Origin of the sequence: Clostridium estertheticum subsp. estertheticum (genome assembly GCF_001877035.1) — a bacterium.
Taxonomy (GTDB): domain Bacteria; phylum Bacillota; class Clostridia; order Clostridiales; family Clostridiaceae; genus Clostridium_AD; species Clostridium_AD estertheticum.
Genome location: NZ_CP015756.1, coordinates 1,538,035 through 1,561,126, shown reverse-complemented (window position 1 = coordinate 1,561,126; position 23,092 = coordinate 1,538,035). Strand labels below are relative to the sequence as shown.

The following is a 23,092-nucleotide window of genomic DNA, read 5'->3' as shown; positions in this document are numbered from 1 at the left end:
AGTTATTTAAAAGAATAGGCTGATGATACTATTCTATAAATATATGCGAAAACCTCTAAACGTTTACACATTTTTATATAATTTTGAAATTTAGTTATATTTTTCTTGATATATTTAGCTAATGTAAATAACTCAACAGCAGTGTTATCCATAATTAGTCTTTATTGACAATATTATAAATTTGAACTATACTTTCAATCAGGAAACTATTTTAGTTTTTATAGTTTCCAATTTGAAAGGCGATGTGTTAGTATGAATAATAAAATATTTACTCGAAATGAATTATTATTTCTAATTACGATAAGTTTAGCTTTAGGAATTAGACAAATGGCAATGACCATAGTTATGCCCTTTATTTCAACCTACAGTAGAACTTTAAGCTACAGTAATGCTACTTTGGCTGGGGTAGCCCTTGGTATTTTCGGACTAACACAAGCTATCTTCCAAATCCCTTTTGGCATATGGAGTGATAAAATTGGAAATAAACGTGTTATTTTAATAGGACTTTTGCAGGTAATAATAGGTCTGGTTATTGCCTTTTTTGCTAAAAGTATATATATGCTTATTTTCGCTAGAGCTTTGCAGGGAAGTGGAGCTATACTTGCCTCTGGATATTCATGGCTTATTTGTAGTGTTGATAATAAAAAAAGACCTCGAGCTTTAAGTATTTTAGGAATGATTGTTGGTTTTTTTGCAGCATCAGCCTTTGCTTTAGGGCCTTTGATTAATAACTATATATCAGTAAGGCAAATGTTTCTAGTATGTGCGCTCTTAATTTCCTTAGTATGGTTTATCATATTGTTTTTCTTAAAAGACACTCATGATGAAAGTTCTTGTGCAATACCAGAAAATCAAATTAAGATAGGAGAAGGAATAAAAGTTTTATTGAAAAATAAAAAATTTCTAGCACTTAATTTAGCAGGATTTTTAAATAATTATATAATGGTATCAGTATTTTATATAGTCCCCATATATCTTGAAAAAATCACTGGTACTAGTGGCATGTGGAAAATTTTTATGCCTGCAGTAATTATCGCTATAATATTTATGAAGAAATCTATTATATATGTTGAAAAAGGCTCCAGTTCAAACTTAATTATGCTGGCCTTCATTTTAAGTGCCATAGGTATATGTTTTTATTTTAAGAATCAATCATTTTACTTTATATTGATAGGAAGTATATTATTTATGACAGGATATATTTTACTAGCTACGGTAATACCTTCTGCAGCTAATGATATTGCAGAAAATAGCTATAGAGGCGCGGCAAATGGAATAATAAATAGTTTTCAATATATTGGATCTTTTGTAGGTTCGGTTATCACCGGTCTCTTATGGAGTAATTACAAAAACATTGCTCTATTTTTAATAATAGCGGTATGTATAATGGGTCTATTTACTGTTAAAAAAACTAATCGAGGCTCTTTTAAGAAAATAAATTTAGGATAGTGAGGATAAAATGAAAGAAATAATAATGAAAATTGCTGCCCAAAAGATACAGACATATGGGTTAAAAAAATTTACTATGGATGAAATTGCTTCAGAACTTAAAATGAGTAAAAAAACTATATATAAACATTTTAAAAGTAAAGATGATATTATATTTGAATATTTTAAAGAAATAATAGAAAGTGATAAAAATTACACTATTGAGGCCATAAAAAAAGGTGGTTCTTTAGAAGATAAATTGAATTCAATAATTTTTTCTTATCATAAATATAAACTTCCCATTAATATACTAGATGAAGCACATAAGTTTTATTATGATGAATGGGATAAACTCCAAGATCTAAAGGATTTCAAATTGAAACTTATAGAAACAACACTAAAAGAGTCTATGGAATCCGGAGTTTTAAGGAATGATATTAATCTAAATCTTATCAGTTCCATCTTAGAGAGTGTTAGTAACACATTTCTAGATTACAAATTTTTAAGCAAAAATAATATGACAATTAAAGATGCAATGAATGAGACGATTACAATATTACTTAATGGTATTTTAAAGATATAGTTAGAGTAGTGCCCACGGATATTTCGCTTTCGATATTGCTATAACCATTGTGAAGCTTAATTATGTCACTCGCAATAGCCATTCCTAATCCTGAACCTTTAGAATTAGTAGTTGTATTAGTTCCCCTATAGTACCTTTGAAATATATAAGGAATATCTTCTTTCTGTATTCCTTTTCCATTGTCTTTAATAACAACCTTTATAAGATTATTACTTCCTATTATATCTACTGATACTCTAACACTACTATCATTATATGTAAGAAAATTTATAATGAAATTGAAAAGGGCTCTTTTAATCAGGTGATTATCAATATTTAATAATATATAAGGACTCGTACTATTAAAATTTATTTGTCTAGATATAAACTCAGGGCTTAATAACAATTCATTAATAATATTTTGCGTAAACTCAACAATATTAGTTTTTTCTAATTTTAGTACTATGCAATCATTTTTTAATTTATAACTAAAATTCAAATCATTTATAAGAGATTCCATGTATAAAGATTTTTCATAAATTATAGTTGTATATTCTTTTACCTCTTTTTTAGAAAATGAATAGTCTTTATCCATTAATATTTCTGAAAATCCTTTAATAGAAGATAAAGGAGTTTTCATGTCATGTCCTATAGAAGAAATCCAATCTTCTCTTAACTTATCTAATAATTCCTTTTCCTTTATGTTTTCGAGTAACGTAACAGATAAAGTGTTTAGATTTCTAAAAATATTTTTATATAATCCTTTTTCTTTTAAGACAGTACTATAATTTCCTTTTACAAGAGTATCTATATTATCAATGATATTTTGTAAAGGATTACCTATTTTTTTAGCAAAATAGAAATATGAAAAACAAATAATAATTACGATATTGGCAGCTATTAGATATACTATATTTTTGGTTAAAAAGCTTTTAACTTTAGTTGGGTTATATTCAATATTATATTTGGCCACTACATTAGTAGGAAATCCAATAAAATATGAGTACTTAGATTTAGTAAATTTTTTTTCACATATAAAAACCGTGCTGCTTTTAATATCATATTTATACGCATGAACAAAATCTATAGGTGTATATTTAGTAATCACATCTACCGGTTTATTAAATTCATAGATTTCTTTTAAATTATTGTCTACTATTTGAATCCACAAATTATTTTTAGAGGCAATCTTCTTTCCTTTATCATTTAAAACTGGTACAGAACCATTTAATTCAATATACTGGTTCAATATTTCAGCAGAGCCTAAAGGATTTGACTCAAAGCGAGCGTGATTAAATAAGCTGGCAATTAAAAACATATTAAAAATAAAAAGTATAATAAGTAGTATTAATAAACTTTTAATAAAAATATTGGATATCTTCGTTAATTGTGGTTTTTCATGTTTCATTTAATTCAATACCTCTCTATAAAATAAATTTGTAACCTACGCCTTTTACTGTAATTATATATTTAGGGTTAGATGGCAATATCTCTAACTTTTCTCTTAACTTTCTTATATGTACCATAATTGTATTGTCATAACCCGTAAATGTATCCTCCCAAACCCCTTGAACTATTTGTTCTTTTGATAATATTATATTTGAATTTTGAATTAGGAACTTTAGTAATTTAAGCTCCTTTGCTCTTAATAAATAAATTTCACCATCTTTTTCTATCTCGCCTTTTTTCAAATCAACTTTGAAATCCTTAGTCTCAAAGATATAATCTTCTTTCATAAATGATTGCTTAGTAAGTTCAATTCTTCTTAAGTGCGCTTTAATTCTAAAGGCAACTTCCTTAGGAGAAAAAGGTTTAGTTACATAATCATCGCCACCGATCCCAAGTCCCAATAGTTTATCTATTTCTTCTGATTTAGCTGATAAAAATATTATTGGGCACATACAAAATTTACGTATTTCTTTTAAAACAGAAAACCCATCTAAATTAGGCATCATTATATCTAAAAGTATTAAATCAGGTTTATATGTTCTACACAAATGGATTGAATTCACACTATCATTTATTGATTTTACATTAGTAAAGCCTTCTTTCCTTAATACTGCAGTAAGTAAAATTAATAATGCATCCTCGTCATCAATTATAAGAATTTTATTATTAGTTATGTCCAAAGTATCACCCCCACCTATATATAATACACCTTCTTAAAATTCTAAAATCAACCCAAGAATATATTTAAGGTTTAGTTAAGGTTTAAATTAACTAGAGATAAGGTGCGTATTATATAGTTATATTATAACAAATTGTAAGGGAGGAATTTTCATGGATAAATATGTTTTAAAGATCGATAACTTAAGTAAAAAATATAAAAATATTAAGGTGGTAGACAATATTAACTTAAATGTAAAAGAGGGGACCATCTACGGATTTTTAGGTCCTAATGGAGCTGGTAAATCTACAACAATAAGAATGATACTTGGATTAATAAAAGCAACAAGTGGAACTGTAAAGTTATTTGGCGATGACATTCAAGAAAACAGAATAAAAATTTTAAAAAGAATAGGCGCTATAGTTGAATCTCCGTCGTACTATGGTCATTTATCCGCATATGACAATTTGAAAATATGGGCAGAACTTAAAGGAGTAAATTCAAATAAAATAGTTGAAGTGCTAAAGTTACTAAATTTATCCGAAGCTAAGAATAAAAAAATAAATAACTTTTCATTAGGCATGAAACAAAGATTGGGAATAGCCCAGGCGTTAATAGGCGATCCCGATTTTCTGATTTTAGATGAGCCAACTAATGGATTAGACCCAATGGGCATAAGAGAAATAAGGAATCTATTAATATCTCTTGCAAAAGATCATAATAAAACCATATTTATTAGCTCACATATTTTAAGTGAAATGGAACTTATAGTAGATGATGTTGGCATTATAAACAAAGGCAAACTTCTATATGAGGGATCATTATCTAAATTAAAAAGTGAGCATAAATCGTGTCTTAATCTTGAAGAAATATTTATAAATTTGACAGGAGATATGTAATTATGAATTTAACTAAAACTATAAAGGTAGAATTAATGAAATATAAAAATAGTTTCATTATATATGTGCTATTAGCACCTATAGTAATTTCTTGTTTAATGCTTAATATGGACTTATATTTCAGAAAAAGCTATGTATTATCCAAATATAGTAAAGTTATTAATGATGGATTTTATGCTTTAATAATAGAAAATCATCTGGCATTAATATGGCCATTACTACTTCTGTTATTTATCATACTAATTAGTATATCCATATTTTACATTGATCTAAAGAATAATTGTTTAACTCATTTATTTGTAAGTCCATTAAAAAGAGTAAACTACTATTTAGCTAAATGGATAATGGTATTATTATTTACTGTTTTAGTAATTGTGGTTGAAGCATTTTTACTAGTGGCCCTTGCGAAAATATACAATCTTTCTAATAATCTGGATATAGAGCTAATGACTCGATATGTACTATTACAAATACTAACTTCTTTAGGGTTTATAAGTGTACAGATATTTTTATTTAGCATTATAAAAGATATAGGGCTTTTAATTACTGTTAACGTAGTAGCTATATGTGGATCTTTTCTTTTTTTAAGAAATCCTTCTATAATAAAATTCAATCCATATTTACACTTTATGCATAATACACCTTTTTCAGATCCAAATCTTCTAAATCAAGATATATTATGGTCTATTATCTATATGCTTTTATTTACAGCTATTGGAATAGCATATTTTAAGCATCAAGATATAAAGGAGGTATAAACTAATGTTAAAGATTATTAAAAATGAGTTGCTAAAAATCAGAAGTTTAAAAGCATTAATCATTGCATTTATGATGCCGCTAGTTATGGTCGCAATTGGATTGATTAATGTCTATACTGGAAAAGTAAAAGTAGATAATATGTGGGATGCTCTTTATAATCAAAGTTCTATTTTGTACGGTGGGTTGCTATTGCCCTTAGTTATCTGCTTAATAGTATCTCTTTCGTGGAGAATAGAATATAAAAATAACAGTATAATTTGTTTAAAAACAACACCAATAGATTTAAATAAGTTGTTTATTGGTAAAATAATTACAACCTCAATTATAGTTTTGTTAAATGTTGTTTGTTACATTATTATAATCACTGTATTTAAACCCTTACTTATACCCAATGAGCCTATAAAATCCTATGTATTTACAGGCCCAATTATAGGGCTAATATGTACATTCCCTTTGATCTGTATTCAACATCTTTTGAGTATGACCTTCAAAAATTTTATATTACCTGTTGGATTTGGAGTAATGTTCACTTTTTTATCATTTTTAGTACAGGGCACAAAGGCATCTTTATTTATACCCGCTTGTTATATCTATAAGGGATTTTTCTTTGGTGTAGAGAATGTTCTAGTCCAATTTAGTAATTCAATTTTAATATTGGTACCACTGGTTTGTTTTATTGTATTATTTATCGAGTTAAAAATATTTAGAAAGAAGGAAACTTCCAACTAATTTTAATCATAACATTTTTTGTAAATATTGAGTAAGGATAAAGCAACGATTTACACGTAAAATGAACAGCCATAAGACAGTATATTTCAATCCAATAAAAAAGAATGGATATACTTACCTTGTGGCTGCTTATAATTTACATAACTATCTTCATATACTTCCTTGTAGTAGCAATAAAATAGCCTACATATACTACAATAAAAGTAATTATACTGCTTATAGCTGGCGTTAGTATGTTATAATCAATCAGTTTGCTTAAAACAGACATTGCTACGCAGCTATGAATTATACCTACAACTAAAGGCAGTAGATATGATATTCCTATTTGCCTTGTAGTAGCTCTAAAAATCTCCTTATTCGTCATTCCAAGCCTCTTTAATAAAACATATTTATCCTTATCTAAGTAAGCTTCCGATATAAGTTTAAAATAAATAATGCTTCCTGTAGCAATTATGAAAACAAGTGAGAGAAAAGCTCCAAGGAAATAAACTATCCCAAAAACACTGTAAGAAGACTTATCTTTACTGACATTTACATGTAAAGAATTCTTAATAGGTTTAATTGTAATTAACTCCTTTTCTAGTAATTTTATATTGTCTGTGTTATTTATTTTTATACCATTAAATTCATATATTTTGGAAGTGGGCTTAAGCAAATCATAGTCTTCATCATTTAATATTAGACAAAGGGGTATACTACTCCCCAAAATTGGAGTTTTAAGTGTATTTTTTATAGTGTAATCTTTATTATTAATATTCGCTTTTACATTTTTATAATCATAAAGACTCATTACAACGCTAGGTGGTGATACATATAAAATTTCGCCTTTAGGTAATTTTTCTTTTTTAAAATTCTTTAAATCTTTTACTTTTAGATCAGAACTAATTTTTATAAAATCCGAATATTTTAAAGCCACATATTCCCCAAGTTGTAAATTCATTTCTGCATAAATATGAGGTTTTATAATAATGACTTCTGTACTCTCTTCAAGGATTATATCTTTTTTTGATGATGCTAACTTGTCTCTTACCTGCTGCTTTACTTTATCATCTGATGACATATAAGAAATTTCATAAGGTTTTTGTATAGCATCTCTTATTTGAACAAAATACCTAAGAGAGGCTACAGTTCCATAAGAGGTTAAAGTAATTGTAGCTAATATGGCAACTGCTGCTAGAGTTCTATAATTATTTTTTATTCTAAAGGCAATGTTGGACATGCTTACTATATTTACTCCATTGTACAATATTTTCTTCCGGTTTATTATAAATTTCATTATTATGGAGTAGACAGATCCAAAAAACCAGTAGGTACCGAGTATTACAAATATAATAGCAATAAGAAAATTTGCTTCAAATTTCTCACCACGGGCATGCAATGCAAAGTAATATCCTACAGATATACATATTAGAGATAACAATCCCTTTACATAATTAACTTTGGGAAGTCTTTCTTCTCTTTTGGATGCATTAATCAAGTCTATCAACTTACTTCTGACTATATTTATATAACCTAAAACTGAATTTACAAAGAAAATTATAAAAAATGCTAATGTAGTTTGAATTATTGCTTTAATAGATATGAAAAAACCTATTTTCATATTAAGTATTGCAACTTTAGCTAGCATCATTAGAAAGAGTTTGCAGAATACAACTCCCAGTATTAGTCCAACAGCTGTTGCAGTTATTCCCATAAAAATAAGCTCTATGGAGTAAATAAGCGCTATTTGACTATTTGATACTCCCATAAAAGCATAAATACCAATTTCCCTTTTTCTTTGCTTTAAGAAAAAGGAACTAGAAAACCAAATGAAAAATATAATAAATAATAGGAGTAAATAAGAAACCGCAATTGAGGTGCTTTTAATATAGGAACTAGTTTCATTAGCCTTTTGAAAATCCGGATTATATTTTAGTGCTACAAAATTATAAAAAACAATCACAGAAAATATCATAGACATTATATAAAGGCTGTAAACTTTTATATTCCTTTTGAAATTATCGAAAGCTATGCTGAAGGAATTCATTTAGAGTCACCTCTATTTTCTTCCTTTTGTGCGTAATAATCTATTGCACCATTCATTGATGCACCCATGTCCATAATTCTTTGGAAAAACTCTTTTCTGCCTCCATTTTTGTCGAGTTTTGCATGAATCTTTCCATCTTTTATAAACATTATTCGTCTGCAATAACTTGCAGCAAAAGCATCATGAGTCACCATTATTATAGTAGTTTTAGTTTCCTCATTTAGCTGAGTAAGACACTGCAGAAGTTCTGCTGATGATCTTGAATCTAATGCACCTGTTGGCTCGTCCGCAAAGATAACTGAGGGCGAAGTTATAAGAGCTCTTGCGGCAGCTGTTCTCTGCTTTTGGCCTCCTGAGAGTTGATACGGATATTTGTCAAGATGATCTTTTAATCCTAAAAAGCCCGCTACTTCATTTACCCTTTTTATTATTTCAGTATGATTTACCTTGCTAAGGGCAAGAGGAAGAGCTATATTATCTTGGGCAGACATTGTATCTAATAAATTAAAATCCTGAAATATAAAGCTAATCTTGTTTTTTCTGAAATTAGCTAGTTCCTTTCCCTTAATTTTCTTCATATCTTTTCCTTCAAAAAAATAACTTCCGCTAGTAGGTTCATCAATGGTTGATATAATATTTAAAAGAGTTGTTTTTCCTGCACCAGAAGGTCCCATTATTCCAAGGAATTCACCCTTTTCCACTTTCAAATTAACTCCATCTAAAACAGCCAAGCCCATACCTTTTAAACCATAAATTTTCTTTAAATCTTTAGTTTCAATAACGTAACTCATAAAAACCCTCCTCATAAAATAAAAGCTTACCTTTATTCTACCTATTAACCACATGGCCAACCATCGAATTTAAGTTACATTTGTTATTTAATATTACATTTTTGTAACCTTGGAGTAATCTGATAATTTATAAAAACATATAGCGAACTCCGTACCATTTCCCTCCTCAGATTTAACATATATATCATGATTTAATTTATGAGCCATCTTTTTAGATAAGTATAAACCCATACCTGTAGATTTTGATAACGCTCTCCCATTTTCTCCTGTAAAACCTCTATCAAATATTCTATTTATGTCTTTTTCTTGAACTCCAATACCATTATCTTTAACATAGAGATTAATAGATTTAAAATCTTCTTTAGCATAAATGTTTATTTTACCGCCCCTAGTCACATATTTGCATGCATTATTGATAAGTTGGTCAAGAATATAAGAAAGCCATTTTTCATCGGACAAAACATCATAATGTATATTACCTAGTTCTAAATTTATATTTCTTGATATGAAAAGAGTAGCATTTCTTTTAACAACTTTTTTTATCATATTTTCAATACTAATTTCATTTATTTGTAAGTCCTCTGAGTAGCTAGATGCTCTACTTGTATAAAGCACCTGATTAATAAAAAAATTTATTCGGGTGTATTCAACAATAAGCTGTTCTGCCACATCTGTGTCATCTATTTTGCCAGTTATAAGCTCACATACCGAAATAGGTATTTTTATTTCATGAACCCACTTTATTATGTAATCATTCATTTCCTCAAAGGCTGATTTTATGTCGTTAACTTTCTTGTCTGATTCGTCATTTTTAAACCTAACGACGTCTTTTATAAGCTGAGCTTCGAAATAGTAACTATTATGAGGCAGGCTATCATCTACGATTTTTTCCATGCGTATAGCCTCGTAAATACCTTTGTAACTATATTTCCATCTTCTATAATCAATAAATACAAATATTAATGATATAAAAAGCAGTAGAAAATCCATATATATAATATCGTTAAACTGTGCATCTATAGGACTACTACTTAAAAGGATTAGATTTATGGTGAAGAAGATACATATGAAATATAATATTTTTAAGCTTGAATTTTTAATGTATGCGATTATATTCATAAAATCATGTACCCATACCCTTTCTTTGTAACTATATAATCCTTTAGTCCCATATCGCTAACTTTCATGCGAAGCCTGTTAATATTTACTGTGAGAGTGTTATCATTAATAAAATTATCATCATCCCATATCCCCCTCATTATCCTCTCTCTAGATATGGTCTTACCCCTATTTTTCATAAGTAGAAGCATTACTTTAAATTCATTTTTGGTAAGGTCAATTTTCTCTTCTTTATACTGAATCGTGTTATCCACTAAATTGAGTATTACTCCATCACATTCTACTAAATCAGAGGGTTGCTCACCATAAGAATAAGTTCGTCTAAGCAAAGCATTTATCTTAGCAATTAAAATATCCATAGAAAATGGCTTGGTTATATAATCATCGCCGCCTGTATTCATTGCCATAATAATATCCATATTAGTGTCCCTTGAAGAAACAAATATTATAGGAACTTTTGATATTTCTCTAATTTTTCCACACCAGTAAAATCCATCAAAATAAGGTAAGTTTACATCCATAATCACTAAATCAGGCTTCATGCTAGCAAACTCTGCAGTTATGTCCTCAAAATCATCTATAATAGAGGTCATAAAGCCCCATTTTATAAGACTTTCATTCATGTTAATGCACAATGATTTATCATCCTCAATTGTCATTATCTTATACATAATTCACTCTCCTAATTCCACTTTTAAATCTGAAACATTCACCTCTCAAATTATGAATAATTTGCGTTTAATCTACAATTATGCATCAATCTTTAGTTAATTATACCATTATATACCATGATTTGCTGTGTTTTAAAGTGTGTGACTTATAGTAATATCATAATAATTATGTAATTATAAAAGAGTAACATCCTAATTAATTAAGATGCTACTCTTTGCTTATTCATTACTTAGATGATTTATCTATTGCTTCCCATAATCCATTTAAGTATGTTGCTCCTAGTGCTCTGTCATACAATCCGTACCCAGGCATTGCAACTTCATCCCAAATCATTCTTCCATGATCTGGCCTTATAGGCCCTTCCATACCAATATCATAAAGTGCTTTCATAATTTCAAACATATCTAATGATCCATCAGATGATAAATGTGCTGCTTCATCAAACTTACCTGGTGCAAGGTGTTTAATATTTCTTAAGTGAGCAAAATGAATTCTTCCTTTGAAACTTCTAATCATATCAGGAATGTCATTATCAGGGTTAGATCCTAAAGAACCTGTACACAATGTTAGTCCATTATTCATAACTGGAACTGCATCTAACATCCTTTGAATGTTTTTCTTATTGTTTATAACTCTTGGTAGTCCATATACAGACCATGCTGGGTCATCTTGATGAATAGCCATCTTCATTCCTAGCTTCTCACAAGTTGGCATAATTTTCTTAAGAAAGTACACAAGGTTTTCAAATAATTTTTCTTCATTTACATCTTTGTAGAGTTCAAATAATTCTTTTACTCTTGCAAGCCTTTCTGGTTCCCACCCAGGCATTATGAATCCATTAGAATTAGAATCTATTTGTTCAAACATTTTAGTTGGATCTATTTTATCAATAAGCTCCTGATCATAAGAAAGAACTGTGGAACCATCTGCTCTCATCTTTGCAAGATTAGATCTCGTCCAGTCAAATACAGGCATAAAATTGTAACAAACTAAATCTATACCCTCATTTGCTAAGTTTTCAAGAGTCTTAATATAGTTTGCTATATACAAATCTCTTGTTGGAAGTCCAATCTTAATATCATCATGAATATTTACACTTTCAATACCACTAACCTCAAGGCCTGCAGCTTCTACTTCCCTTTTCATTTCTTTAATTGCCTCTGTACTCCAAATTTCTCCAGGCTTAGTGTCATATAGTGTTGTTATAACACCTACGCAACCAGGAATTTGTCTTATTTGTTTTAAAGTTACACTGTCATATTTACTTCCAAACCATCTTAGTGTCATTTTCATATTAATATTCCCCTCTTTCTTTACGGTAGTGTAAATTTTTTTTACACTACTTATACTTATACTTATATGTTTACGTTTTCACATAATCAATACTAACCTATATTTGATAAATAAATCACCTATAGGTAGTAAATATTTCTAATGATATAAAAATTTCGAATCAGTATACTTGTATACTAGCATAACAATAAGGAGTAGTCAAGATTTAGAAATAATATTAATTTCTATCCATCATACTCAACCAACGACTCCTTTAAATTTCTTACTCCACCTCTTGGATCATCCACATCACCTATGTATCTAGGAATCAAGTGCACATGCAAATGGTTTATAGTTTGCCCCGCGTATGTTCCTACATTAATACCTATATTATATCCAGCTGGTTCATATTGAATATCAAACATCTCTTTTACCTCATGCAGTAATTTGTATATTGCTTTAATTTCTTCCTCTGTTGCCTCAAAAAAGTTAGCAAAATGCCTTTTTGTTATTATTAAACAATGACCATTATTTACTGGGAAATGATCAAGTATTGCAACTGCATACCTATTTTCTACTATTATTTCTGATTCATTGATATTGCAAAATATACATTCCGACATCGTTATCGTCTCCTTTTAATATTATGTTATCATTTTAGGTTCTATTTTCCATGACAGTTTAATTCTATAACAAAAAAACTGTACTATTAAGTACAGTTTTTTTAATATTGGTTCTTATGTATTATGTCCAAAAGCTGTTTTTTCTTTTTCCGCTCTTTTTATTACTAAGTATCCATACAACAATATACCAATGGCAAAAACCCATGGAATTATCACTGAAACTGTATTTGAAAGGCCTAAATATTTTATTGTTATATTATCCTCAAGTATCATTTTAAATGAAGTGTGAGCGAGTATTGCACCACCTAGGAATATAACAATAGGGTGATCTTTCATTAAGTTTGCAACAAATCGACTTCCGTAAAAAATTATTGGTATGTTTATCAAAATACCGATAACAATTAATAAAACATTGCCATCTGCTGTACTTGCTATTGCTATTACATTATCAAGACTCATACTAATATCGGCAATAATAATTACCGCTACAGCTCCCCAAAATTTATCTGCTTTTTTTACATCACACTCTACTTCTTTAGTCTGAGGCTTAATAAAGTCCCATGTTATTTTTACTAAAACAAGTCCACCAACTAATTTAATCGGCAACCACTGTATAGCCATTATTTGAGTAATGACACAGGCAAATAACACTCTTAATCCTATAGCTCCTGCTATTCCTATAAAACTAGCTTTTTTCGCAAATTTAGGTGATAGATTTTTTGTTGCAAGTGCTATAACACCTATATTATCACCTGATAATGTTAAATCAAGTATTGTAATTTGCAGTACTCCTATTATAAAAACCATTAAAGTCTCCGTTTGTATCTCCTTCTTTCACTTGGCATTAAAATTCATCACTTAACACAAACTTTAATAACTATTTTTTATGTTTTCTAAATCACTTCTAAACTTTACACTCTTTCTATAATATACCTTATATCTAGCTATATTACAATGATTTTAGGTATATGCCATTCATATCACTACCATAACTATATGCCTTCTTATTATATTTACTTATTAAGTTTATTCATTTTAACGCAAACATATCACTAATAAGGTTCTATTTGTTTTTAGAATGTTTCCCCTTAGGGCTCTTTCCATGTATCTGTTCAATTTTTTTCATGTCTTTTACCACCTTTGTTTGTGGCGGTGTAGCTTGAACTTTGTCTTTACCTAGGCTTAAAACTATACTTATTTTACCACCTTTTTCATAAGCTGTATTTACCACCGGCGACTGACTAATAACTAACCCCTTATCAATACTATCACTATAATTACTTGTTATATCACCCAGCAAAAAACCATTGCTAACGGCTACTTGTCTTGCACTATCTTGAGTTTTCCCAATAAGTGAGGGTACAAATTTCTTTTCAAATACTTGTACTTTTGGAACAATAGTTTTCACAACTGTAGCTTTCGTATTAATAGTCGCCTTATCCTCAATCACATTACCATTAGCTAAAGATTTTCCTAAAGCGACAATACTAACAATCAAAATAATTGACATTATAATTATAATAACCTTTTTATTCCTACTAATCTTCTTCTTTATAGGTATTACTTCACTTTCTTTTTTTAGTATTGTTTCCTCAGCTAATGGTTTTCCAAAAACTGTTTTATCAAAAATTTCTTCCTTACTCATAACTGTTGTTAAATCATCTCTTATATTGGAAGCTACTACTGTGTCCATAATTTTTGTAGCACCATCTATTTCACTATTTACTATAACTTTATAATTAGGATTTTCTTTAATAGCACCTATAATCTCTGCCATTTCATTCGCAGTTTGGTACCTTTCAATAGTTTCCTTTTGCATGGCCCTTAAAATTACTTGGTTTATATTTTCCGGTATATTGATAATAACATCTTTTGGAGCAATAATCACCCCCTGGATATGCAACATAGCTATTGTGATAGCACTTTCTGCATCATAAGGTACTTTCCCTGTCACCATTTCATACATTACAATGCCTAATGAATATATGTCTGATCTGCAGTCAACAAAATTTCCTTTTGCTTGCTCTGGAGAAAAATAATGTGCCGTTCCCATTACCTTATTAGAATTGGTTACAGTTCTTGCATCTGCAACTTTAGCTATTCCAAAATCCATAACCTTAACCATTTCCTCCTTGGTTATCATTATATTATCCGGCTTTATATCGCGATGAATTATACCGCTCGTATGTGCACACTGGAGAGCTTTTGCTACCTGAAAAACTATATCTAAAGTCTCCTTGGATGTAATTCTTCCATTTTCCTTTATTATTTGCTTTAATGTTTTTCCATCAACATATTCCATAACTATAAAATTAACATCATTTTCAGAGCAAACGTCATGAACATTCACTATGTTTGGATGTGATAATTTCGCAATTGAGGTAGCTTCCATTTTAAACCTTGAAACAAACTCATCATCATTGCTTAACTCTGATTTTAATATCTTTACAGCGACAAATCTATTTAGCACATGACACTTTGCTTTATAAACAGTTCCCATGCCCCCCTCGCCGATGTTCTCTAATAACTCATATCTATTTAAAAGAAATGTCCCTATCATATGTTTTTTCCCCCTACGAAGAATATTACCCTATATATTATATCATAACTTATGAAAAATGAATGAGACAGAATGTAATTATGGATTTATTTTGTCGAATCATGTATGATAGGTATAAGATATATGAATTTTAGTGGTATAATTTATCTAATCATATGAAAAATCTAACGTCCGATAATTTAGGATGTAATTAACTCATTAATGTAATTGACAAAGCTTATATCTAGACGTATATTTAAAATGTGTATGAATTACGATGCTTCACAAAGTCACCATTTAGATTGTTTTTTGAGAATGCTGACAGATACTAATAATTTTATTGTGTAAAAAAAAATGAAAGTTTAAAATGGTGATGAAATGAAAAAAAAGAAGAAATTTAATAGGTATAATATTCTTTCTATAATTATGCTAGCAATATTTCTAGCACTAGGTGCAAAGTTATATTATTTACAAGTATTAAAAGGTGATTATTACAAGGCGCAGGCTGAAACTATTAATTCTGCAAAGCTTGTAACAGTAGCTGCACCAAGAGGCCTCATAACAGACAAAAATGGAATAAAACTTGCGACTGAAACACTAGGTTATAACCTTACGTATACAAGTACAACTGATACAACTAAGGATAACAAACAACTATTTACAACATTACAAAAAGTATTTAAAATTTTAGATGATAATAAAGAAGTTCAGACAGACAATTTTGCATTAAAGATTAATCCGTACAGATTTGAATTCCCTTCAAATGATGCTAAGGGAAATCAAACCCTGCTTTTAAGATTTTTAAAGGATAGAAACCTTCAATTAACTATATTAAAGGCAAAATTTGAGGGTAAAAAAGAAGAAGAGTTAAATCCCTCTGAAAAAACTGCTCTTAATAATGAGCTTTTAAAACTAACTCCAGAACAAATTTATAACAAACTCCTTGATAAATATAAGGTAAAAAGTGGACTTGCAAGTTTGAATATAAATGCAACTCCAGATGTAATAAGAAGATATTTAATTATAGAAGACGGTATCAGCATGAACTTTTTTTCTGATTATAAATCAATTAATGTAGCAACTAATATGAAACTGAATACATCGCTTATATTCGAGCAAAGCCTCTCAGACCTACAAGGTTTTAAAGTAGAAAATCAGCCTATGAGGGAATATCCTTACGGCCAACTTGCTTCATCAGTTCTAGGATATATAAGCAAAATAAACTCTGCTGATAAATCAAAGTACGCAGAAAAGGGTTATGACACAAGTGTAGATTATGTTGGAACTTCTGGAATTGAAGCTGCAATGGAGGGTAACCTTAAAGGCGTTAACGGAGAAAAAGATATAAATGATGATTCTGTAGCAATAATCAAAAATACTGCTCATAATAAAAAAGCAGTTCCAGGTAAAAATGTTCAACTTACATTAGATGCAAATATGCAATATGCCACAGAAAATGCATTAAGCACTCAAATGAAGACATTACAAGCTGCAGGAACTTCAGGTGGCGACCTAGATGTATCAAATGCTACAAGAGCAGCAGCTGTTGCCATAGACATTAATACTGGTGGATTACTAGCCCTTGTAAGTCTTCCGGGTTATAATCCAAATGATTTTTCTACAACGCAAGGTTTAACTGAAGCTCAATCACAAAAATATTTTAATCCAGATTATGAAAAGATGGCAAAAGCTGATGGGATATCATCTTTAACTGATTATATGTTTCCAATAGACAAAAGTATAAAAGGAAATACAACCCTTAGAAAGGATAAATTTGATTATTATCCAAAGTACTTATATAACTATGCAACTATGTCACTTATTCCTTCTGGTTCCACATTTAAACCAATGACTGCAATTGCTGGTCTCGAAGCTGGAGTTATAAATGCTGATTCAACTTACGATGATGAAGGCGGCTATGATATGGGTGGTGAAGATAAAATAGGAGGTCCAAATTGGAATCCCTTTACAACAGATGGTCGAAATGGCATTGTAAATGTAGTTAGTGCCATAAGAAAATCTAGTAACCCATTTTTTATGAATGTAGGCCAGAAATTAAGAGAAAAATTTGGTGATGATGTCTTAGCTAAATATGCATGGATGTTTGGCCTAGGTGCTAATCCTAATTCAACGAGTCCTGGTACCGGAATAGAAATAAGTGAGAATTTTGGGCAAGTATATAATACTGTGTCACAAAAAAACTTATCAGCATCACAATATCTTTTAAGTATTGAACAAGATTTAACTAATGGAGTTTCATCCTCAGATGGATCAAAATTCCCACCAATCGATTTATACGATAGAGATGAAGATACTAATATTGTTTCTGATGGGAAAAAACTTTCAGAAATTAAAACACAAATTAAAAATTATATAAGGGATTCTGTAAAAAATGGAACTTTCTCTAAAAAAAATTATGTGGGTTTATTTAAGCAATTAATTGCTGCCGATCCTACGTACAAAAAACAAAAATTTACTGATGTTAATATAAATACAGTCGTAACTGAAGTATACTATCAGTCAGTGCAAACAGGTCACGGTTCTTTGAGTTTGCCATACAATATGTTTATTGCATCAATTGGTCAAGGTATGGACAATTTCACACCTCTTCAGATGGCAAATTATATAGCAACCCTTGCCAATGGTGGAACAAGATATAAGGTTCATTTAGTTGATAATATAAAAGATTCTAATGGAAAATTAATATCTCAAACGAAACCTGTTGTAATAGATAAAGCTAATATGAGTGCTGAAACTAGATCCCTAGTTATGCAAGGCATGAATGGCGTTACAGGTGCAGGTGGCGGCACTGATGGTACAGCATATGCAGCACTTGGTGATTTTCCTATACCTACAGGTGGTAAAACAGGTACAGCACAGTTTACTGAATCTAGTATACAAAATAAAATTGGTAGAGGCGATTATGCTTGGTATGTAGGTTATGCACCTGCTGACAATCCTAAAATCGCAATATCTGTAGTTATTTTTGATGGTGGTTACGGTGCTGATGCTGCAAAAGTTGCTAGAGGTATGTATGAGAGTTATTTTAAAAACGATCCTCGAATGAAAGAGTATCAAAATCATTATGACATAAAATTAAAACGAATTAAATAAAGAGAGCCTAATTGGCTCTCTTTATTTTTGCCGAATTATATTTATTAAAAACACATATTTTATTAATAAACATCTGAAAATTCTACTTTAACATTTTGCTTTTCATTTCTCATTGCATTATTAGATTGAATTTTTTCATTAAGTACTTGTTTTGAAGGAAATCTAACCGTAAACTTACTTCCTATACCAAGTTCACTTTCAACATTTATACTACCACCAGCTAATTCTACAATCGACTTAACTAAAGTTAATCCAACACCTGTACCTTCGGCATTTCTTGATAATGATTTATCTATCTGGCTATATTTATTAAATATTGAATTGAAATATTTTGTGTCAATTCCAATTCCATTATCTTCCACAGATATTTCAACAAATTCAATGTCATTTTTAATATTTACAAATATTTGACCACCATCGCTTGAAAATTTTATCGCATTTGATATAATATTTAATACTACTTTATCTACCTTTTCTGGATCACAAGCAATAATCTTTTCTTCTACATCTGTATCAAAAATAATATTTAGTCCTCGACTTTTTGTAAACTCAGTAACCGCTATTACCATATCTTCTACAATTTCCACTATATTGTTATTAGATAAATTTAACTTAAAGATTCCAGATTCAATTCTAGATAAATCAATAATGTTATTGATGAATTTAGACAATCTATATGCATTTTGCTTTATGGAGTCTATATGTTTGATCGTTGACTTTTTATTTTCATATAGTAACCCACTGTCACTATACATATCCAACAATTGAGCCGCAGACAATATAACATTTAGCGGTGTTTTAAGTTCATGAGATATACTTGTAATATACTCCTCTTGACTAGTTAGTACCTTTTGTAAGTCTTCATTTACTTCATCTTTTTTCTTAATTTGTTTATGCATACAATTCCAAATACAATTAATAAATATACAATTACATGCAATAAGTATAACACCTAAAAAAGCCAGTAAATATTTATGGATCCTTTGAGTTTTTATAACTTTGTTACTGGAACTATTTATCTGTGAGTTAATATCGTTAAGTAAAATATTATCAGTTACCCTAAATTCATCTACTAACTTTTTACCCTTAGTTAAGTTTAATTTTGCCTGATCTGACTCCCCAGACTCTACTAATAAAATTTGCTGATAAAAAAACCTTTGAATATATTGTCTTTGCTTATCAATTCGGTTAATAGTGTCATTGTTTAGTCCTACCTCTTTTAATTTATTTAGAGAATTATAATATTTTTGAATTCCTATGCTTTCTGAATAATACGGTTCTAAAAAAACTTTATTTTCTGAAATAATATAGGCTCTGATTCCTGTTTCTTGATTAATTAATGATGTCAAAATCTCCAATGTAAATATTTTACTTGGAAGTATTCTTTGTGAAATAAAATCAGATTCTATACGTACTTTATTCATACTGTATGTACTAAATAAGATTATAATTAATGATAAACAAGCTGCTGAAAAACATCCCAGCAACATAACCTTTTTACTCCTATAATCTGTCTTATTCATAACAATTATCCTCTCTTCTGAAAAGCTTGTACTACAATCAAATCGAAAATCAGTTTATTTTAGTATAGTTATCATAAAACGCCTTATTTTTATACATATTATTACATAAAACTTAATTCTTCCTAATCAATATACCACAATGTCTTACATATTGGTGTATTTTTGTTAAAATAAAATCAAATTTATTTTCATACTAATTTTTCTAAATATTTAGTATATTATTAGAAATGCTACAATAAGTTACTATATGATAATTTAAAATAATAAACGATGGGAGCTTATATGAGAAAAACTTATTATAAACAAAATTCAATAAACCCCTGGTTTTTAACTTTAATGCTTATATTTTTATCTCTAATATATATGATTTTTACTATTTTCTCAAATTTTAAAACTCCCTTAAATAAAGCTAAATATATAACAAACGGGCAACAATACAGTTCATCAATAACTGGGAATGATTTAAAAGCCTATTCTGATACTTTTCTAGGAATGCATTACTTATGGGGTGGCACTACACCTGCAATATCTGATGCTTTTGGAAAATATATGAGTGGTGGATTTGATTGTTCTGGTTTTGTAGCATATACCTATAAACATTTTGGTATAAATTTACCTAGAACTACTATGGAACAAGTAAATGAAGGTATTTCTATTAATATAAATGATCTTAAGAATGGAGATTTGGTCTTTTTTAGAACAAATCCAGATCTACCATACCAAGTATCTCACGTTGGAATATATATTGGCAGCAATAAGTTTATACATTCTCCAAAATCCGGTGACGTTATAAAAATCTCTGAATTAACGGGATATTACAAAGAAAAATTTGTTATAGGTAAGAGGATATTAAAATAAGTACTATATCAAATGGATTCTTCATTAGCTAAGCAATCATTACTTTGTTATTCATACCACAATTTCATTATTAATTTAGTATGGGGTAAATATTTTATCTTTACATTCATACCCGTCTTAACCTTACTATCATCTACTATTGGATAATCATTTCCATTTACAGTTATAGAATCGTAACCCCAAGTTTTCCTACTTGTAGGTTTTGCAGCATAAACAGTTACAGCACCCTCATCTACACTGTAGTCTTTTGTGATTATACTAGGTACATCTAACCAATAAGGCGTAACCATACGTAAACTCCATATTGGTAATATACATATTGCTATTAGAATAAGTAATCCAAAAATCTTATCAGTTAATTTTAACTTTGATTTTTGTTTATTTTTAAATATTTTGCGTTTTGGCTTAGAAGTCCTTGTTTTTCTATTAGAAAACCAATTAATTATATCTACAGTAAAAGCATAAATAAAAATAGCAGGTATACCTAACCCCATAGATGTAAATAAAAACAATACCCCTATATATGTAACCATTAACATTGCCTCCTTAATACTTATTATAATATTTTTTAAATTTGCGTTAACTATTGACATTATTACATATAATTAATGAAATAAATACTTTTTATTGCAAATTGCCATGCCCCTGTGCACAAATATAAGCCCCCTATACCATAGGAGGCCTATAAAAAAATTTTCTATGCTTAATATCTATTTAGTTTACATATTTAATCTCTTCAGAATCCGGTTTTGACCTATCATGTACATTCCAAGTAAGGGAAAGAAATACAATAGCAAGTACTGCAGAAACCATAAGAAGCATGAATCCTCCATCCCATTTGTATTTATCTACAACTATTCCCATTACAATTTCAGCTGAAACTTGCCCAATAAGATAACCGAAGAGTCCTGTAAATCCAGCAGCAGTTCCAGCAGCCTTTTTAGGCACTAGATCTAAGGCACTTACTCCAATAAGCATAACAGGTCCATATATTAAGGCACCTATGCAAGCTAAAGTAATGTTTATTGCTAAAACACTTGAAGATTGCCAATATATGAACACACCAGCCGTAACACCTACCATACAAGCTACACCTACTGGTGCACGACGACCATGGAATATTTTATCACTAATCCATCCTATAAGTATAGTACCCGGAATTGCAGCATATTCAAATAAAGAAAATGCAATTGCCGACTCTTTAACATTAAAACCTTTTACTTCTTGTAAGTATAATGGAGCCCAATTAATAATGCCATACCTCACCATATATACAAATCCGTTTGCTAGAGCGATATACCATAAATATTTATTATTGAATACATATTTAAACAGTATTTCCTTTGCAGTCATTTCCTTTTCTCTGTCTTTTACTTTTACAGCGGGGTAATCATTTTTATATTCTTCAATAGGAGGAAGACCTACAGATTGAGGTGTATCTTTTGCAAAAATCATATAAAGTGTTCCAATTACAATTGCAATAATAGCTGGTAAATAAAAAATCCCTTTCCAATTTCCAAATATTTGAACACCAAGAAGCGCAATAACAGCTATAAATCCACCACCCACATTATGTGCGGTATTCCAAATCGACATTTTAACGCCACGCTCTTTATCTGAGAACCAATGAGTCATGATCCTTCCACATGGTGGCCAACCCATACCTTGAACCCATCCATTTATAAGCATTAACATAAACATTACTGTAAGACTTGTTGTAAGTGGTAAAAATAGATTTGTAATACCAGACAAAATTAAACCGATGCCTAGAAAGTACCTTGCATTGGATCTATCTGATACGTTACCCATAACAAATTTACTAATACCATAAGCAAGTCCTAGCGCAGAGGCAACAAATCCAAGTTGTGTTTTTGTAAATCCTTCATGAATTAAGTACATCTTAGCTAGTGAAAAATTACTCCTAACAAAGTAATAACCCATATAACCAATATAAATACTTATAAATACTTGTAACCGAAACTTTTTGTAAACTGGATCAATTTTTTCTTTTGGCAATCTTTCAATAGCTGGAGCGGGTTTTAAAAAATTAAATAAATTCTCCATTCATTTC

20 protein-coding genes are annotated in these 23,092 nt (G+C 29.5%); 7 read left to right on the top strand and 13 right to left on the bottom strand.

Annotated features, from left to right (window positions below; genetic code table 11):
* Positions 1-252: 252 nt before the first annotated feature.
* Both A7L45_RS07260 and A7L45_RS07255 read left to right on the top strand, forming a co-directional pair.
* Positions 253-1,449: an MFS transporter gene (locus tag A7L45_RS07260; RefSeq protein WP_071612162.1), complete on the top strand. Its 1,197-nt coding sequence runs from the start codon at positions 253-255 to the stop codon at positions 1,447-1,449.
* A 10-nt stretch (positions 1,450-1,459) separates the two neighbouring features.
* A complete protein-coding gene (locus tag A7L45_RS07255; protein ID WP_071612161.1) occupies positions 1,460-2,011 on the top strand; it encodes a TetR/AcrR family transcriptional regulator in 552 nt (183 codons plus the stop codon).
* Here the strand turns inward: A7L45_RS07255 and A7L45_RS07250 are convergent.
* Positions 1,989-3,398, bottom strand: coding sequence for a sensor histidine kinase (locus tag A7L45_RS07250; protein WP_071612160.1), 1,410 nt, complete (start codon positions 3,396-3,398; stop codon positions 1,989-1,991). The two genes, A7L45_RS07255 and A7L45_RS07250, sit on opposite strands and share 23 nt — an antisense overlap.
* Positions 3,399-3,414: 16 nt before the next feature.
* Positions 3,415-4,119 (bottom strand): response regulator, encoded by a 705-nt coding sequence (locus tag A7L45_RS07245; RefSeq protein WP_071612159.1) that lies wholly within the window; start codon positions 4,117-4,119, stop codon positions 3,415-3,417.
* A gap of 151 nt (positions 4,120-4,270) precedes the next feature.
* On the opposite strand from A7L45_RS07245, the gene A7L45_RS07240 reads away from it, so the two are divergent.
* The 3 genes from A7L45_RS07240 to A7L45_RS07230 are packed head-to-tail and all read left to right on the top strand — an operon-like array spanning position 4,271 to position 6,484.
* Positions 4,271-4,996 carry an ABC transporter ATP-binding protein gene (locus tag A7L45_RS07240; RefSeq protein ID WP_071612158.1) on the top strand — a complete coding sequence of 242 codons (726 nt, stop codon included), beginning with the start codon at positions 4,271-4,273 and terminating at the stop codon, positions 4,994-4,996.
* Positions 4,997-4,998: 2 nt separating this feature from the next.
* Positions 4,999-5,754, top strand: coding sequence for an ABC transporter permease (locus A7L45_RS07235; RefSeq protein WP_071612157.1), 756 nt, complete (start codon positions 4,999-5,001; stop codon positions 5,752-5,754).
* A 4-nt stretch (positions 5,755-5,758) separates the two neighbouring features.
* Positions 5,759-6,484, top strand: coding sequence for an ABC transporter permease (locus A7L45_RS07230; RefSeq protein WP_071612156.1), 726 nt, complete (start codon positions 5,759-5,761; stop codon positions 6,482-6,484).
* Between the two features lie 136 nt (positions 6,485-6,620).
* Here A7L45_RS07230 and A7L45_RS07225 read toward each other — a convergent pair whose 3' ends face one another.
* The 8 genes from A7L45_RS07225 to pknB form a co-directional block, all read right to left on the bottom strand.
* On the bottom strand, positions 6,621-8,510 hold the full coding sequence (locus A7L45_RS07225) for an FtsX-like permease family protein (protein ID WP_071612155.1): 1,890 nt from the start codon (positions 8,508-8,510) through the stop codon (positions 6,621-6,623).
* Positions 8,507-9,301 (bottom strand): ABC transporter ATP-binding protein, encoded by a 795-nt coding sequence (locus tag A7L45_RS07220; protein ID WP_071612154.1) that lies wholly within the window; start codon positions 9,299-9,301, stop codon positions 8,507-8,509. Before A7L45_RS07220 ends, A7L45_RS07225 begins: the two co-directional genes overlap by 4 nt.
* Before the next feature lie 93 nt (positions 9,302-9,394).
* Complete coding sequence (locus A7L45_RS07215; RefSeq protein ID WP_071612153.1) at positions 9,395-10,420, bottom strand: sensor histidine kinase; 1,026 nt, start codon at positions 10,418-10,420, stop codon at positions 9,395-9,397.
* Entirely contained in the window at positions 10,417-11,091 is a 675-nt protein-coding gene (locus tag A7L45_RS07210) for a response regulator transcription factor (RefSeq protein WP_071612152.1), read from the bottom strand. The genes A7L45_RS07215 and A7L45_RS07210 overlap by 4 nt, the downstream gene beginning before the upstream one ends.
* A 226-nt stretch (positions 11,092-11,317) precedes the next feature.
* A complete protein-coding gene (gene uxuA / locus A7L45_RS07205) occupies positions 11,318-12,385 on the bottom strand; it encodes a mannonate dehydratase (RefSeq protein WP_071612151.1) in 1,068 nt (355 codons plus the stop codon).
* A 224-nt stretch (positions 12,386-12,609) separates the two neighbouring features.
* A complete protein-coding gene (locus A7L45_RS07200) occupies positions 12,610-12,987 on the bottom strand; it encodes an HIT family protein (RefSeq protein ID WP_071612150.1) in 378 nt (125 codons plus the stop codon).
* Between the two features lie 114 nt (positions 12,988-13,101).
* Positions 13,102-13,794 carry a YjbE family putative metal transport protein gene (locus A7L45_RS07195; protein ID WP_071612149.1) on the bottom strand — a complete coding sequence of 231 codons (693 nt, stop codon included), beginning with the start codon at positions 13,792-13,794 and terminating at the stop codon, positions 13,102-13,104.
* Between the two features lie 256 nt (positions 13,795-14,050).
* On the bottom strand, positions 14,051-15,547 hold the full coding sequence (pknB, locus tag A7L45_RS07190; RefSeq protein WP_071612148.1) for a Stk1 family PASTA domain-containing Ser/Thr kinase: 1,497 nt from the start codon (positions 15,545-15,547) through the stop codon (positions 14,051-14,053).
* A 357-nt stretch (positions 15,548-15,904) separates the two neighbouring features.
* Between pknB and A7L45_RS07185 the strand changes: the two genes are divergently transcribed.
* Positions 15,905-18,640 (top strand): peptidoglycan D,D-transpeptidase FtsI family protein, encoded by a 2,736-nt coding sequence (locus A7L45_RS07185; RefSeq protein ID WP_071612147.1) that lies wholly within the window; start codon positions 15,905-15,907, stop codon positions 18,638-18,640.
* A 62-nt stretch (positions 18,641-18,702) separates the two neighbouring features.
* Here the strand turns inward: A7L45_RS07185 and A7L45_RS07180 are convergent, their stop codons facing one another.
* Positions 18,703-20,163, bottom strand: coding sequence for a sensor histidine kinase (locus A7L45_RS07180; RefSeq protein WP_071612146.1), 1,461 nt, complete (start codon positions 20,161-20,163; stop codon positions 18,703-18,705).
* A 282-nt stretch (positions 20,164-20,445) separates the two neighbouring features.
* Here A7L45_RS07180 and A7L45_RS07175 point away from each other — a divergent pair, with 282 nt between their 5' ends.
* Entirely contained in the window at positions 20,446-21,021 is a 576-nt protein-coding gene (locus tag A7L45_RS07175; protein WP_071612145.1) for a C40 family peptidase, read from the top strand.
* Between the two features lie 47 nt (positions 21,022-21,068).
* On the opposite strand, the gene A7L45_RS07170 is transcribed toward A7L45_RS07175, so the two are convergent.
* Together A7L45_RS07170 and pgtP are read right to left on the bottom strand one after the other, a co-directional pair.
* Positions 21,069-21,554, bottom strand: coding sequence for a hypothetical protein (locus A7L45_RS07170; RefSeq protein ID WP_071612144.1), 486 nt, complete (start codon positions 21,552-21,554; stop codon positions 21,069-21,071).
* Between the two features lie 181 nt (positions 21,555-21,735).
* Positions 21,736-23,085: an MFS transporter gene (gene pgtP, locus A7L45_RS07165; protein WP_071612143.1), complete on the bottom strand. Its 1,350-nt coding sequence runs from the start codon at positions 23,083-23,085 to the stop codon at positions 21,736-21,738.
* Positions 23,086-23,092: the final 7 nt, after the last annotated feature.